General features: G+C 58.0%; 18 protein-coding genes. 8 read left to right on the forward strand and 10 right to left on the reverse strand.

What is annotated here, in order from left to right; genetic code table 11:
- The first annotated feature begins 128 nt into the window (after positions 1–128).
- Both DBR44_RS15355 and DBR44_RS15360 read left to right on the forward strand, forming a co-directional pair.
- Positions 129–1,007, forward strand: coding sequence for an MBL fold metallo-hydrolase (locus DBR44_RS15355; protein ID WP_124644892.1), 879 nt, complete (start codon positions 129–131; stop codon positions 1,005–1,007).
- Positions 1,001–1,699, forward strand: a complete 699-nt coding sequence (locus DBR44_RS15360) for a DsbA family protein (protein WP_124644893.1) — start codon at positions 1,001–1,003, stop codon at positions 1,697–1,699. Before DBR44_RS15355 ends, DBR44_RS15360 begins: the two co-directional genes overlap by 7 nt.
- A gap of 69 nt (positions 1,700–1,768) precedes the next feature.
- Here the strand turns inward: DBR44_RS15360 and DBR44_RS15365 are convergent, their stop codons facing one another.
- A complete protein-coding gene (locus DBR44_RS15365) occupies positions 1,769–2,917 on the reverse strand; it encodes a SpoIIE family protein phosphatase (protein WP_124644894.1) in 1,149 nt (382 codons plus the stop codon).
- Positions 2,918–3,091: 174 nt separating this feature from the next.
- Here DBR44_RS15365 and DBR44_RS15370 point away from each other — a divergent pair, with 174 nt between their 5' ends.
- Positions 3,092–3,562, forward strand: a complete 471-nt coding sequence (locus tag DBR44_RS15370) for a YaiI/YqxD family protein (RefSeq protein ID WP_124644895.1) — start codon at positions 3,092–3,094, stop codon at positions 3,560–3,562.
- Between the two features lie 442 nt (positions 3,563–4,004).
- The gene (locus tag DBR44_RS15375; protein ID WP_124644896.1) at positions 4,005–4,757 is read left to right on the forward strand and encodes a class I SAM-dependent methyltransferase; all 753 of its coding nucleotides are present in this window, start codon (positions 4,005–4,007) and stop codon (positions 4,755–4,757) included.
- A 51-nt stretch (positions 4,758–4,808) separates the two neighbouring features.
- Here the strand turns inward: DBR44_RS15375 and DBR44_RS15380 are convergent, their stop codons facing one another.
- From DBR44_RS15380 to tadA, 3 genes are read right to left on the reverse strand one after another with little or no spacing between them, the layout of a single operon-like run.
- Positions 4,809–5,225, reverse strand: a complete 417-nt coding sequence (locus DBR44_RS15380) for a DUF2721 domain-containing protein (RefSeq protein ID WP_124644897.1) — start codon at positions 5,223–5,225, stop codon at positions 4,809–4,811.
- Between the two features lie 5 nt (positions 5,226–5,230).
- Positions 5,231–5,878 carry a L,D-transpeptidase gene (locus DBR44_RS15385; RefSeq protein WP_124644898.1) on the reverse strand — a complete coding sequence of 216 codons (648 nt, stop codon included), beginning with the start codon at positions 5,876–5,878 and terminating at the stop codon, positions 5,231–5,233.
- A gap of 1 nt (position 5,879) precedes the next feature.
- Entirely contained in the window at positions 5,880–6,605 is a 726-nt protein-coding gene (gene tadA, locus DBR44_RS15390; RefSeq protein ID WP_199731072.1) for a tRNA adenosine(34) deaminase TadA, read from the reverse strand.
- 24 nt (positions 6,606–6,629) lie between these two features.
- On the opposite strand from tadA, the gene DBR44_RS15395 reads away from it, so the two are divergent.
- The gene (locus tag DBR44_RS15395; RefSeq protein WP_233578603.1) at positions 6,630–7,694 is read left to right on the forward strand and encodes a hypothetical protein; all 1,065 of its coding nucleotides are present in this window, start codon (positions 6,630–6,632) and stop codon (positions 7,692–7,694) included.
- Between the two features lie 39 nt (positions 7,695–7,733).
- Here the strand turns inward: DBR44_RS15395 and DBR44_RS15400 are convergent, their stop codons facing one another.
- From DBR44_RS15400 to DBR44_RS15410, 3 genes are read right to left on the reverse strand one after another with little or no spacing between them, the layout of a single operon-like run.
- Positions 7,734–8,012, reverse strand: a complete 279-nt coding sequence (locus DBR44_RS15400; RefSeq protein ID WP_124644901.1) for a hypothetical protein — start codon at positions 8,010–8,012, stop codon at positions 7,734–7,736.
- A gap of 1 nt (position 8,013) precedes the next feature.
- Positions 8,014–8,400 carry a phage holin family protein gene (locus tag DBR44_RS15405; RefSeq protein ID WP_124644902.1) on the reverse strand — a complete coding sequence of 129 codons (387 nt, stop codon included), beginning with the start codon at positions 8,398–8,400 and terminating at the stop codon, positions 8,014–8,016.
- 14 nt (positions 8,401–8,414) lie between these two features.
- Entirely contained in the window at positions 8,415–8,729 is a 315-nt protein-coding gene (locus tag DBR44_RS15410; protein WP_124644903.1) for a YqjD family protein, read from the reverse strand.
- A 424-nt stretch (positions 8,730–9,153) separates the two neighbouring features.
- Here DBR44_RS15410 and DBR44_RS15415 point away from each other — a divergent pair, with 424 nt between their 5' ends.
- The gene (locus DBR44_RS15415; RefSeq protein ID WP_124644904.1) at positions 9,154–10,767 is read left to right on the forward strand and encodes a methyl-accepting chemotaxis protein; all 1,614 of its coding nucleotides are present in this window, start codon (positions 9,154–9,156) and stop codon (positions 10,765–10,767) included.
- A gap of 288 nt (positions 10,768–11,055) precedes the next feature.
- Here the strand turns inward: DBR44_RS15415 and guaA are convergent, their stop codons facing one another.
- The 3 genes from guaA to smpB form a co-directional block, all read right to left on the reverse strand.
- Entirely contained in the window at positions 11,056–12,633 is a 1,578-nt protein-coding gene (guaA, locus tag DBR44_RS15420) for a glutamine-hydrolyzing GMP synthase (RefSeq protein ID WP_124644905.1), read from the reverse strand.
- A gap of 65 nt (positions 12,634–12,698) precedes the next feature.
- Positions 12,699–13,055 carry a hypothetical protein gene (locus tag DBR44_RS15425; RefSeq protein ID WP_124644906.1) on the reverse strand — a complete coding sequence of 119 codons (357 nt, stop codon included), beginning with the start codon at positions 13,053–13,055 and terminating at the stop codon, positions 12,699–12,701.
- Entirely contained in the window at positions 13,052–13,507 is a 456-nt protein-coding gene (smpB, locus tag DBR44_RS15430) for an SsrA-binding protein SmpB (RefSeq protein WP_103525334.1), read from the reverse strand. The genes DBR44_RS15425 and smpB overlap by 4 nt, the downstream gene beginning before the upstream one ends.
- A gap of 178 nt (positions 13,508–13,685) precedes the next feature.
- Between smpB and DBR44_RS15435 the strand changes: the two genes are divergently transcribed.
- Positions 13,686–14,123 carry a type II toxin-antitoxin system RatA family toxin gene (locus DBR44_RS15435; RefSeq protein ID WP_124644907.1) on the forward strand — a complete coding sequence of 146 codons (438 nt, stop codon included), beginning with the start codon at positions 13,686–13,688 and terminating at the stop codon, positions 14,121–14,123.
- On the forward strand, positions 14,116–14,427 hold the full coding sequence (locus DBR44_RS15440; protein WP_124644908.1) for an RnfH family protein: 312 nt from the start codon (positions 14,116–14,118) through the stop codon (positions 14,425–14,427). The genes DBR44_RS15435 and DBR44_RS15440 overlap by 8 nt, the downstream gene beginning before the upstream one ends.
- Positions 14,428–14,461: the final 34 nt, after the last annotated feature.

Genomic DNA, 14,461 nt, shown 5'->3' on the forward strand with positions numbered 1-14,461 from the left:
AGCGATTTGCTCTTTTTTTGAAACAATACTGCCCAGGTTAACGGATTTATCTGCATTATTTTTAGCGCTAAAGTGCACTCCATCAATGACACGCAGGGTAGATGCCCGCCACCATTCAGGAGATACACATGAAGCTTTCCACTTTGAAATTCCTGCCGCTGACGCTTGCCCTGGCCTTGGGCACCACGCTTGCCCATGCCGGCGAACCGCTCAAACTGTCGGTCTACAATGCCGACGACAACAGCTTCAATGTCACTTCGGTGCTGGTCAGCGGTGAAAAAGATGCCGTGCTGATCGATACCGGCTTCACCCGTGCCGACGCCTACCGCATTGCCGCCCGCGTGCTGGATAGCGGTAAGCAGCTGAAAACCATTTACGTGAGCCAGGCCGATCCGGATTACTACTTCGGTGCCACCGTGCTCAAGCAGATTTTCCCGCAGGCCGAACTGCTTGCCGCCGCACCGACGTTAGCCAAGATCAAGGCCAATGTGGCAGGCAAGCAGGCTTTCTGGGGGCCGAAAATGGGTGCCAATGCGCCCCAGGCTCCGTTGGCACTGCCGCATGCCTTGTCTGGCAAGCAGTTGATGCTGGAAGGCCAGGTGCTGGAAGTGCGCGGCACTACCGGCCCGCTGGCCCACCGTGGCTATGTGTGGATTCCGTCGATTCGCGCCATCGTGGGTAATGTCGGCGTGGTTTCCGGCCTGCATGTGTGGACGGCAGATACCCAAAGCAAGCAGGAGCGTCAGGCCTGGGTGGCCCAGCTGAATGAAATGGAAGCGCTGCAGCCCGAGCAGGTCGTGCCAGGCCACATGGCGGCTGGTGCTGCCACCGGCGTGGCCAGCCTGCGCTTTACCCGCGACTATCTGCAGCAGTTTGAAAAGAATCTGGCGTCTTCGGCCAATAGTGCCGAGCTGATCCAGCGTATGCAGCAAGCTTTCCCCCAGGCTGGTGAAGCCATGTCGCTGGAAATTGGTGCCAAGGTCAACAAGGGCGAGATGAAATGGTAAAAGCCACCCTGCATTATTTTTATGATCCGCTGTGTGGCTGGTGCTATGCCGCCTCGCCACTGTTGCAAGCCGCAGCTGCCCAGCCGCAATTGTCGCTGCAACTGCATGGCGGCGGCATGATGAGCGGTGCCAATCGTCAAGCGGTGACCCCGGCGCTACGCGACTATGTGATGCCGCATGATCAGCGTATTGCCAAGATGACCGGCCTGCAGTTTGGTGAGGCTTACTTTGAGGGCTTGCTGCGAGACAGCAGCGCGGTGTTTGATTCGACCCCGCCAACGGCAGCCATTCTGGCCGCCGCGCAACTGGGCCTGCCGGCACTGGACATGTTGTCTGTTCTGCAGCGGGCGCATTATCAGCGTGGTTGGCAAATTGCCAAACCCGAGGTACTGCAGGAGCTGGCCGGAGAACTGGGTCTGCCGGCTGCAGAATTTGCAGCCGAGCTGGAGCGGCAGCTGGAAAGCGTGGCCGCACATACTGCGGACAGCCGCTTGCGTATGCAGCAGGCCGGTTTGAGCGGTTTTCCCAGCTTGCTGCTGGAGCAGAACGGCCAGTGGCAGCGGGTGGATGTATCGCCCTGGCTGGGGCAGCCGCAAGCTTTTGTCGCAGCCTTGCTGGGAGAGCTGGTGGCCACCGGCGAAGATGCGGCCCTGTTCTGCACCCCGGAAAATTGCACACCACCGCAAGCTTGAGCGGGTTCACCATGAAAAAAGCCGATCACCGCTAAACGGTGATCGGCTTTTTTATTTGCTGGTAATGCTTTACTGGCAGCGGACCACCACCAGCGAGATGTCATCGTGGTTTTCCCGCCCGGCCAGATGCTGGTTGACGGCATGGGTGATGGAGCCCTGGATGTCCAGCGTGCGCGCCTGGCTTACCGCACCCAGGATGCCATCCACCCCGAAGGGCTGGCGGCTGTCGTCATAGGCTTCGGTCACGCCGTCGGAGCAGACGATGAGCGCACCGGCATCTTCCCAGCTGTAATAGTCGAGCGAGGATTCAAAAGCGCTGTCCGGCAGAATGCCCAGAGGCGGTGAGCGCGAGCCAAAAGACTTGAGCACCTCACCCTGGCGGTCGACATACATGGCACAGGGAATGCCGCCATTCCATACCGCTATGCGTTGCAGCTGGTAATCCACCTCGATGATGGCAGCGGCGACAAAGCGGCCGATGGGCAGGATGGTGTGCAGCTTGCGGTTGATGGTGCGGGCAATCTCCTGCACCGGCAGATTGCGGTCGCACATGGCAAAGAATGTATCCACCGCCGGCAGGCCGCAGATGGCCGCCGCCAGCCCATGCCCCGTGCTATCGGCTAGCATGATGCGGTCCAGCCCCGACTGGCAGCGACGAATGCAGATGGTGTCACCGCTGAAATTCATCGCCGGGCGCTGCCATTGCTGGATATTGGGCGGTGTCTGCTCGGCGCGGCGGGTAAAGCGGTCCAGCACCATCTGGGCAAACATCTGCTCCTGCTCGTTGATGCGGTAGTAGCTTTCCAGCCGCTCGCTGTCCGAGGCGATGCGCTGCTGCATCTCCGAAATGCGGATCAGCACATGCAGCTTGGCGGTGAGCATGTCCAGATCAATCGGTTTGGTCAGGTAATCATCGCCGCCCATGGCCAGGCCGCGCAGCAACTGGCTGCGATCCGACAGCGAGGTCAGGAAGATGATGGGAATCCAGTGCTCACCCAGCAGCTGGCGGATCGCAGCCGTCGCGGCAAAGCCATCCAGCACCGGCATGGTGACATCCATGAAGATGACGTCGGGCCGCTGCTGGAGGCAGTATTCCACCGCTTCCTGCCCATTGCTCACCGGCACGGCTTCATGGCCAAGCAGACGGATGTAGTCGAGCAGAATCTGACGGGAGGTCGGACTGTCTTCGGCCACCAGGATGGTCAGCGCGCGGGTCATTCAACAAACCTTGTGAGGGGAGGGACGGAAATCATGCCCCACTACTATAGTGGCCTTGGCCGGTTTATGCCATTAGCTTGGTAATGAATGCACCAACTTTAACAAATTGCCATGGGCAGAAGCATGGCGACTGTTGTAGGCTTGCCGCACTCCAGCCACACAAGAACCGTAATCATGACCATCTGGGTAGATGCCGATGCCTGTCCTGCCGTGATCCGCGACATCATTTGTCGCGCTGCCCAGCGCACGGCCACGCCAGCCGTATTTGTGGCCAACCGCCGGCCAGCCTTGCCGGCCAGTCCTCATATCCGCAGCATTGTGGTAGGGCAGGGCTTTGATGTGGCCGATGCCGAGATCGCCCGGCAATGCCAGGAAGGGGATCTGCTGGTGAGCGGTGATATTCCGCTGGCGGCACAGGTACTGGCCAAGGGCGTTGCTGCCATCAACTTTCGTGGGGAAGCCTATTCCAGCGATACCATCGAAGGCCAGCTGACTCTGCGCGATTTCATGGACAATCTGCGCGCCAGCGGTATTCAGAGCGGCGGCCCGCCGCCATTCAGCCAGGCTGATCGTCAACAGTTTGCCGGCAAGCTGGATCAATGGCTGGCAGCCCGCCTGCGTCGCACCAGCCCACCAGGCCGGTAATCCGCCTGTCAGCATTTTCATGCTGGCGCATGCTGCTGCGGCTGCCTGCCGTAGCGGCCCATTCAGTCTGCTGGCTTTGCTGCAGCTCTCCGTCTGCCTGTCCTGCGGATTTTCGCCATGGGCGGCAAGCTTGCTGATCCTGCCTGATGTTGTTTTTCCCGCTGAAATAATCAACACAATCTGCTGAATGGCTGATCCGGAACAAGTATTGGCCAGCATAAGCGATAAAGAATAATAGTAGCCAATATTGGCTGCTATTTAACTGTCTGATTATTATTTCCGGGTGGAAATGGCGACTTGTTTAAATAAATATTTGTAAAATAAATTAATTCTAATTGGCGCTGATTTTCAATGCTATTATCATTTCTGTGCAAAATGAAAGGGTGACGCGGAATAGTCCGGCGCACTGTTTACCTGAGAGAGCGTTTATTTGAGCCCCATCATGGATATGCGTGCCATTGCCACATTTGATTTGCAGTCCGACCAATACGCGCGCTACCGACCGCGCTATCCGGACAGTTTATTCCGCTGGCTGAATACCGCGGTTACCGGGCACGAGCGTGCCTGGGATTGCGCCACGGGTACGGGACTGGCGGCGCTGCAGCTGGCCCGCAGATTTGGCAGAGTCGATGCCTGCGATATCAATCACAGCCAGCTTGCCGCTGCCGAACGTGCCGATAACATCATGTATTTCGAGTGTGCGGTGGAGCATCCACCCTTTGGCGATGCGGTATTCGACCTGGTGACGGTGGCGCAGTCGCTGCACTGGTTCGATCTCCCCCGTTTCTGGCCTCATGTCGAGCGGGTACTCAAGCCGGGTGGTGTATTTGCGGCCTGGGGCTATGACTGGTTTCATGTCAATCCACAGGTGGACGACGCCATGCGCTTTTTCCGCGCTGTCATCGAGCCGTTCTGGTCCAGTTGCAGTCAGCTGCTGTGGGATGGCTACCGTGATGTCGATCTGCCGTTGCCACCGCTGGAAACGCCGCAATGCCAGATCATGATGGACTGGAATTTCGAGCAGCTGCTGGGCTATCTGCATACCTGGTCGGCAACCAAGTTGTGCGTGCAAAGCCTGGGCAACCATGTGCTGAATGATGCCCGCCAGCGTCTGGCCCGTGGCTGGGGCGACCCGACCATCGTGCGGCGCGTCAGCATGCCCTTGCACATCATTGCCGGCCGCAAACCGGCGTGAACAAAAAAACCGGCGCGGCCGGTTTTTTTTATGGTCTGGTCGGACAGGTGCTTAGCGCTGCTGGCGGTGCGATTCGGCTTCCAGATCGGACAACAGGATGTTCAGGGCATCGGACGAGCGCACCAGCTCCCACAGCGAGGTGGCCAGCGAGGCAATCATCATCAGCAGGCTGATGCCGAAAGACAGCTCGCCCAGTTGCTGCCAGCCGGTATAGATCTGGAACATGGCCATGGTGCACAGGAACAGGCTGCCGATGCCCAGAAACTGCATCCATTTGATCAGCTGGATGCGGGTACGCAGATTGCCGATTTGCAGCAGGATCTTGGGATTCTGTTCTTCCTTGTAATCGGTATACAGATTACGGATGATGCTGGCCAGACCGAGGAAGCGATTGGTATAGGCCAGCAACAGCAGGGAAATGGCGGGAAACAGCAGGGCCGGCGTGGTCAGGTTGAGAGCTGCGTGCATGGTGATCAGGAATTCTCGTCTATCAAAACGTCTATGCCGTTTGGCGTCTGCTCAAACAGCTGGATAATGTCCGGGTTTTTCATTCGTACGCAACCCAGCGAAGTCGGATTGCCCCAGGCGACATGGTCGCCGGCCCCGTGAATGTAGATGGCGCGGTCATAGCTGTCGACATTGCCGCCCTGGTTTTTGCCCGGTTCATCACCGCACAGCCACAGGATGCGGGTGAGGATCCAGTCCTTGTCGGGGTATTGCTGGTGCAATTCGGCCGTGTACTTCCACGGCGTGACCCGGCGGCGAAAAATGATGGTGTTTTCTTCGGCACCGGCCCCCAGCTTGTCACACACATGGTGCCAGCCGCGCGGGGTCTGGTAGCTGTTGACCTGTTCGCCTGCTCCGCGTTTGGCCGTAGAGGCTACATAGCGTTGCTGCTGCCGGCCCCACTCGTCAAACAGGCTGAGCGACTGGCTGCGTATGCCAACCAGAATCCATGGTTGTCCGTAATGGCGCAGATTGGCACGGGTGCTTTGAATGGGGCCATCCTGCTCTGTCTGCAGGATAAATCCGGCAGCATCCTCTGCCGCAGCTGCAGACGCAAAGCGGGGCACGGCCAGCAGGCCGCACAGCAGGATCATGTTCCACGACAGTCTGTACATGCTAGGACTCCTGCGACCGGCGTTGGCGGAAGAAAGTGGCCAACTGGGCCGCACACGGCTCGGCCAACTGTCCTCCCCATACCGCGGTGTGATGATTCAACTGCCGTAGCGCAAACAGATCGGTCACGCTGCCCGCCGTGCCGGTTTTGGCTTCGTAGGCCCCGAATATCACCCGTGCCAGCCGTGCATGCAAAATGGCACCGCTGCACATGGCACAAGGCTCCAGTGTGACATACAGGTCGCAACCGTCCAGTCGGTAATTACCCTCATGCCGTGCGGCAGCACGCAGCGCCTGGATTTCGGCATGGGCCGACGGATCGCAGCTGCCCAGCGGCTGATTGAAACCACGGCCGATGATCTGGCCATCTTTCACCACCACCGCGCCCACAGGCACTTCGCCCTGTCCAGCGGCCAGCTCGGCCTGCAACATGGCCTGCTGCATGAAGCGTTCAATGTCCGCAGCCGTCGGAGGCAGTGACACCGGCGGGTGTGCAGCCAGTTGCTGGCGTAAATGCTGCTTGTCGGCATCACTCAGTTGCGACCAGTGCACGCCGCGCGCCGCCGCCTCCAGTGCGAACAGCAGGCGCGTGGTCACGCTATGGCCGGCTGCTTTCAGGAGCAGAAACGCGGCTACGCTGCCCTGTTGCTGTAGCTGCTCCCGGCTGGCAATGCCCATGTCGCGCAGCCATTGCACCGCGGCAGGTGGCAGGGGCGGCGTGCCTAGCAGGTCGGTAGAAGAAGAGGGCATCGAGTGTATGTGTACAGTCCAAGGTGCAGGCATTTTAACGGTATTGCTGACCAGTCTTGTACCGTTGACTTAAAGAAGTTGCCGATAATGCCGATACATTCACATAAAGATAGCGTCTCGGTAGCTGCAGGCATGAGCCAGATCCAGTTTTTTTCCCCTTTCCTTAGCCAGACGGTGTCACGCGCTAGTGACACCCCTGCGTCTGCTGCCAACAAGTCCGCCACCAGCATGCCGGCAGCGCTAACGGGATCAGCCAGCGCTGTTCTGCCCTCCGCCTTGCCAAATAGCGGCAAGCAAGCGGTCAATCAATCCCTCCAACTCGCTTTGAGTCAGTGGCAGCAACAACAAGCCAGCCTGCGTAGCCGCTCTGCGACACGCAGCCAGTCCAGTCAGGCGCAGCAGCTGGATGGTAGCCGTATGGACATGCTGAAAGAGCGCATCAAGAATCTGCGCCAGATGATGATGCTGGTTGGCCGGGATAAAGGCGGACTGCGTGCCATCGCGATGCAGCTGAAGCAGATTACGTCCGAGCTGCGTCAGATGGTTGCCAATGCCACAGGCAATGACTCGCAGCAGAGCATGGCGCTGACCGTGTCAGCGAGTGCGCCGGCCGCCGCGAGCACGGCAACGGACAGCAGCGATGGCAAGTCAGCTCAAGTCAGCGACGATGCCAATGCCAGCGATGTCACCCAGCAAGCGCCAGCCGATGCAGACGCCGCCGCTGCCACTGGCGACAGCAGGCAGCAGCTGGGTAGCGCCCTGGCCGCAGATGCTGCTGGTGTGACCGGTAATGGCTCGGCATTGAAGGGGAATCTCGAGCTGCAAATCATGCTTAACAGCATCAAGTCGATTCAGCAGTGGCTCAAGCAGCGCAGCCAGCAAATGCAGTCGGATGATGGTTTGAAAAAATTGCTGGAGTCGGGTGACAAGGATATGGCAGCCATTGATCATATGCTCAATGGTGGCGACAACAGTGATAGCGGGCAAAGCACTATCGCAGTCCAGTTCAGCGGGGCGGACGTCAATGCTGGTGGCACTGACAGCGCTGGCAGCGGTGTGCAGTCTTGAAGCCAGCCAAATAAAAAGCGGCTGTCGCCGCTTGCTTGATCATCGAGATGGCCAAAACTTGCTGGCCAGCTTCCACAGCAGAAATACGCGTGATGCCCGGCGCAACCATTGGCGCAGCGATTCCGAAGGCAGGATGGCCGCCAGCGTATTGACCAGTTTTCCCAGCGCGCTACTGGTCGAGAAAGCCTTGAAGCCCTCGCCTGCCAGGCCAAGTGGGCGTTGACGCAAGCTGTCGATTTCCAGCTTCAGCTTCACGCGCAGCACTTCACCTTTCATCAGCAGCAATTGCTTTTTCAGTGCACGATCCTGTGGTGACATCTCAGCGCCTCCCGCTCAGGCTGTCCCAGTCCTTGCGGACTTCAGCGACAGTACCGGCAAACGGCGCACGGCTACGATGCGCGCGTCGCCTCAGTTGCCACAGCAAACCAAGCCCACCCAGTACGCTGCCCAGCGTGAGACAGGACAAAACCGCCGGGCGGTAGGCCGCCGGTGTCAGCACCAGCACCAGCAGCAGTGCACACAAGAGACCGATCAGCAACAGAATCAGCGCCAGTCCGCCAAGCAGCAGGCTGAACAGCAGATTGTCCTTGTGCTCTTCGGCTTCAAGCAAAAAAAGCTCAAAGCGTGTTAGCAGCAAGGAAAACACCCCGCCCATCAGCGAGCGGATGCTGCCCGGGCGAGGTGTCTGGCGTGGGGTATCGCTCATTCAGTCAATCCGCATCAGCGGCGCGAAACCAGCATACCCAGCAGGAAGCCCACACCGGCTGCGATACCGATCGACTTCCACGGATTTTCATGCACGTAGTCATCGGTTGCCTTGGCGGCTACCTTGGCTTTGCCAACCACCACTTTTTCTGCTTCCAGCAGGCGGGATTTGGCCAGCTTGATGTTTTCGCTCAGGCGCTTGCGCAGCTCGCGACCTTTTTCGCCACCTTCATCGCCGGCAGCACCCAGCAAATCTTCGGTGCTGGACAAAACTTGACGGACATCTTCCAGCAGTTGTTCTTTTTCCTGATTGAGTGCGGCATCGGACATGGCGATCTCCTTGGCTAAAGTTGAAGCGGGTAAACGGTATCGGACCATCATGCTAAAAGAATGGTTCCCATCTCCCGTGTATGCCTGTTGACCGTAACAGTCGGGATGAAGCACGTCAAATGCTCACGGTCACACATTTGCTGTAGTGCAACAACACAGCCTGGCCAGATGGAGGCTGCCATGGCTGGGTGGGGCGCATAGAGCGCGGCACCGCCCGTCGTGGCGTGCTATCGCCGCGATGGCATACGGTAAGGCGTGCATTGTCAGGGTAGGAATACACGCCTTACCGAACATCAGTTCATCTTTGTATTTAGAAAAATATTTAAAATCAACCGATTGATTTATTGATTTCACTGGCATAGATGTTGCAAATGCTGTGGATAAGGCGATCGCACATTTCTCGTACTTTTCCTTTGAGATCAATATGAAAATCACCAAACATCTCACGTTGACTTTGTCTATCAGCTTGCTCGCCATGCTCTGCGTTGGTGGTTATGGAATTTGGCAATTACACCAGGCCCAACAGCGCTTCCGTTTTGTCGCGATGAATACCACTACCAGCATCGCCGCCATTACTGAGGCACAGCACACCACCGCAGAAATGCGGCTGGCCACCTTGAAATATCTGGTCGCACCGGATGTGGCAATTCGCCAAGCCGCACAACAGGCAATTGCACAAAATGACAAAAAGCTGGATGACTTTCTGGTCGATTATGCTGCACATGATGTAAGCGATGAGACCGACCGGCAAATGCTGGCGGCTGATCAATTGGCCTTGAGCCATTATCGTGCGGTACGCGATCGCGTGATCCGCCAGAGCGCCACCGATCGTGATGGTGCGTTCCGCACACTGGTGGTGGATGCGCGCGCCATGAGTACTGCCTTGGGGCAGCAGTTCAAGCAGCATGTCGCTTACAATTTTCAACAGGTGCGTGCACTCAATGCGCAAAACCAGCAAAGCTATGAGTGGTCGATGCAAATGGCGATTGCCTTGATGGCGGCGTCGGTGATGGCATCGAGTTTGTTGGCTGCCCAGTTGTTCCGCATCATCCGTAACGGGCTGAATGGCATTCAGGGCAGCTTGCTCAATGTGAGTCAAACTCTGGATTTTTCCCAGCGGGCGGTGGTATTGCATCCGGATGAAATTGGCCAGACCGCGCTTGCCTTCAATCACCTGTTGAGTGTGTTGCAGGGCAATTTGCAGAGCATTCTGCATGGCGCACAGCAGGTGGCGCAGGCTTCCTTGCAGATGTCGGAAACGGCCAGCCAAGTGTCTGGCGCATCCTCCGCGCAAAGTAATGCTGCGGCAAGCATGGCCGCTACTGTTGAGCAAATGACGGTGAGCATTAATCATGTTGCCAGCCGGGCACGTGAAGCCCATGCGCTATCTGCTAACTCGGGGCTGCTTGTGGGGCAGAGTTCCGAGATTGTCGGCCAGACCATTATGGATATTCGCGAGATTGCCAGTATGGTGCAAACAGCATCCAGCAGCATCCGCGAACTGGAAGATGATAGTGGCAAGGTCAGTATGGTGGTGATGGTGATTCGGGAGATTGCCGATCAAACCAATTTATTGGCCTTAAATGCAGCTATCGAAGCGGCGCGTGCCGGCGAGCAGGGGCGTGGCTTTGCCGTGGTCGCCGATGAAGTACGCAAGCTGGCCGAGCGCACCGCCCGTTCGACACAGGAAATATCCCACACCATCACCACCATGATTGCGCGTGCGCAACAGGCTACCGTGCAAATGCAATCCGCTGAGATATTGGTGGCCCGTGGTGTAGAGCGGGCCGATCTGGCAGATCATGCAATCAAGCAAATTGGTAGCGCATCGGCCAGTGCAGGGGCGTTGGTAAGCGAGATTAGTGCCGCGATTAGCCAGCAAGGTGTGGCTAGCGACAACATCGCCCGCGAAGTCGAGCGGACTGCGCAGATGTCTGAGCAGGCGAGTGCTGCGGCGCAGACTACGGCGGATACGGCGGTGCATCTGGCTACCCTTGCCGGGCAACAAATTGCCACGCTAGCAAGCTATACGCTGTGAGGGCTGTACTGTATAGGCACACCGAAGGGAAGGTGCATCCCGATGTCGCGTGAGAAGAGGCTAAGTATCTGGCTTGCTGCTGATGAGGTAGTGTCCACTCCAGCAGGGTGTGATGAGCGGGCGATAAAGTAAAAGCCCGGTTTCCCGGGCTTGGCATGGTGAGTGTGCTGTCCAATTTCTGTCCAAGTAGCTTGGCCAGCAAAGCACCTCAGAGCAAAACTCTTCAGTGCCTTCACTCTCGCTGCGAATCGTTTGTGCAGTAAGTAACTAATTGATATTAAATCAGTTTCATTCCCACTCAATCGTTGCCGGTGGTTTGCCCGACACATCGTAAACCACGCGGTTGATGCCGCGCACTTCGTTGATGATGCGGTTGGAGGCGCGGCCCAGCAGTGCATAGGGCAGTTCGGCCCAGTGGGCGGTCATGAAGTCGCTGGTCACCACGGCGCGCAGTGCCACCACGTAGTCGTAAGTGCGGCCATCGCCCATTACACCAACCGATTTTACCGGCAGGAACACGGCAAAAGCCTGGCTGGTGAGGTCGTACCAGTTCTTGCCGGTCTTTTCGTCCACGGTATTGCGCAACTCTTCGATGAAGATGGCGTCAGCCTGGCGCAGCAGGTCGGCGTATTCCATTTTGACTTCACCCAGGATGCGCACGCCCAGGCCCGGGCCCGGGAAGGGGTGGCGATACACCATGTCGTGCGGCAGGCCGAGCGCCACGCCCAACTGGCGTACTTCGTCCTTGAACAGCTCGCGCAGCGGTTCCAGCAGCTTGAGGTTCATGTCTTCCGGCAGGCCGCCCACATTGTGGTGGCTCTTGATGGTGTGGGCCTTTTTGGTTTTGGCACCGGCCGATTCGATCACGTCCGGGTAGATGGTGCCCTGGGCCAGCCACTTGGCATTGCTCAGCTTGTTGGATTCGGCCTGGAACACTTCGACGAATTCGCCGCCAATGATCTTGCGCTTCTTTTCCGGATCGGTTTCGCCGGCCAGCTTGCCCATGAACTGTTCGGTGGCATCCACGTGGATGACTTTCACGCCCAGGTTCTGTGCAAACATCTCCATTACCATCTTGCCTTCGTTCAGGCGCAGCAGGCCGTGGTCAACGAAGACGCAGGTCAGTTGCGGGCCGATGGCGCGATGGATCAGGGCGGCAGCAACCGAGCTATCCACGCCGCCGGACAGGCCGAGGATGACTTCTTCATCGCCTACCTGGTCACGGATTTTCTTGACCGCTTCGTCGATGTAGTTGGGCATGGTCCAGCTAGGAAGGGCACCTGCCACGTGCAGTACGAAACGATGGATCATTTCGGTGCCGCGCTTGGTATGGGTGACTTCCGGGTGGAACTGCACGCCGTAGTAGCCGCGTGCTTCATCGGCCATGGCGGCGATGGGGCAGGACGGGGTTTCGGCGATGACGTGGAAACCGGCCGGCAGGGCGGTTACCTTGTCGCCGTGGCTCATCCACACATCCAGGAAACCGTTGCCGGCATCGTCGATGTGGTCTTGCAGGCCTTCCAGCAGCTTGGAGTGATGGCGTGCCTGGATTTGGGCGTAGCCAAATTCGCGCTTGTCACCGGCTTCTACCTTGCCGCCCAGGCTTTGTGCCATGAACTGCATGCCGTAGCAGATGCCCAGCACCGGAACGCCGAGTTCGAACAGGGCCGGATCGGCCTGATAGTCCGATTCGTACACCGAGTTGGGGCCGCCTGACAGAATGATGGCCTTGGGGCCGAATGCACGGATTTCTTCAATCGGCATGTCAAACGAATGAAGCTCACAGTAGACGTGAGCTTCGCGTACGCGGCGGGCAATCAACTGGGTAACTTGAGAGCCGAAGTCGAGAATGAGGATCTTGTCCATGCCTGTCCTTGAAAGGTTCCGTTGGCCCTAGGGCCTGTCGTTCAATGGGTAAATGGTGTGCCGGATCAGGATTTGTCCTGGTCTTCCAGCATGGAGCGCCAGCGCAGGCTGCGCTCCGGAATGCGGTCACTACGTGCCAGCAGCATCAACAAGCCCATCACGACCATGCCCAGCGACAACAGGTGGCTCAATTGCAGGCCCATATTGTCGCGCAGATAGATGGCGGCACCGGCATAGACCAGCAGCGGGCTGCTGATCAGGGTGGATTTGTTGAAGCCGTCGATGATCAATAATAGACACCCTGCAGCTGCCAGTAGCAGGGAAAGCAGGGTGGAGGTGTTTGGCAGCAGGGCGGTGCTTTTGAGAAACCACACCGAACCCAGGCAGATCAGTGCAATGGGCAGGGCGGCGCTCTTTTTCATTCGCCACCTCGTTGGTTCTTCATGAAGCGCTGCTTTTCACGCTGCCATTCACGGTCTTTTTCCGTGTCACGCTTGTCGTGCAGCTTCTTGCCCTTGGCCAGGCCAACCTGGGCCTTGATATTGCCTTTGCTGTAGTGCAGGTCCAGCGCCATCATGGTGTAGCCGGCGCGTTCCACCTTGCCGATGAAGCGGTTCATTTCTGATTGGGACATCAGCAGCTTGCGCGGGCGTACCGGGTCTGGCTTGACATGGGTGGAGGCCGACTGCAGAGCGGTGATGTGGCAGCCAATCAGCCAGAAAGCGCCGTTTTTCCAGTCGATATAGCTTTCCTTGAGCTGGACGCGTCCGGCGCGTATGGCCTTGACTTCCCACCCTTCCAGCACAAGCCCGGCCTCGAGTTCTTCCTCGATGAAGTAATCATGGAAGGCTTTGCGGTTCTGGATGATGCTCATGAGCCTGAGATTTCCGTGGCTTTAAAAGGGAATCCGGCATTCTACCAGAAGCTGCGTCCAGGCCAAAATTCCTGAAAATCAGCAGCTTGAAATCGGCTGCGGGACAGGCACGGACAGCCGGGGCGGCTTTTGGTAAACTTGCCAGCTTGAATCATTTTGCACAATGTGCGGCTTCCCCATGCAGGTTGTAGAAAAGAAAGTCCTGGTTGGTCATACCCCGGCGCAGATGTTTGCTCTGGTAGACAAGGTGGAAAATTACCCGCGTTTCCTGCCCTGGTGCGCCAAGGCAGAAGAGCATTCGCGTGAGGGCGATCAGCAGGTAGCCAGCCTGCATATTGATTACCTGAAGATTCGCCAGCATTTCACTACCCGCAATACCCTGCGTGATGGCGAAAGCATTCTGATGGAGCTGGTCGAGGGGCCTTTCCAGCACTTGCAGGGCTTGTGGCAATTTACCCCGCTGGGCGATTTTGGCTGCAAGGTGGAGTTCACCCTGCGCTACGAGTTTTCCAGCAAGCTGCTGGAAAAGGTGATCGGCCCGGTGTTCGGCCATATCTCCGGCACGCTGGTGGACGCCTTTATCAAACATGCCGACAAGGTCTATGGCGATGACTGAGCTGATTCGGATCGAGGTCGCCTGTGCCTTGCCGCAACGGCAGCGCATCATGGCCATGCAGGTGGCAGTGGGGACGACGGCGGAGCAGGCGGTGCGGGAGTCGGGCATTCTGGCGCAGTTTCCCATTATCGATGCTGCGGCTCTCAAGCTGGGTATTTTCAGCAAGGCCATCAAGCCGGATACCGTGCTGCGCGAGGGGGACCGGGTAGAGATTTACCGCCCCTTGCAGGCAGACCCGAAAGCTGTGCGGCGACAGCGGGCTGAGGCCGGCAAGGGCATGAGCAAGGGCGGTAGCGCAGAATGAAAAAACCGGGGTAGCTCCCCGGTTTTTTTTGTGT

The sequence above is a fragment of the Aquitalea sp. FJL05 genome, from assembly GCF_003852595.1.
In the GTDB taxonomy this organism is placed as follows: domain Bacteria; phylum Pseudomonadota; class Gammaproteobacteria; order Burkholderiales; family Chromobacteriaceae; genus Aquitalea; species Aquitalea aquatilis.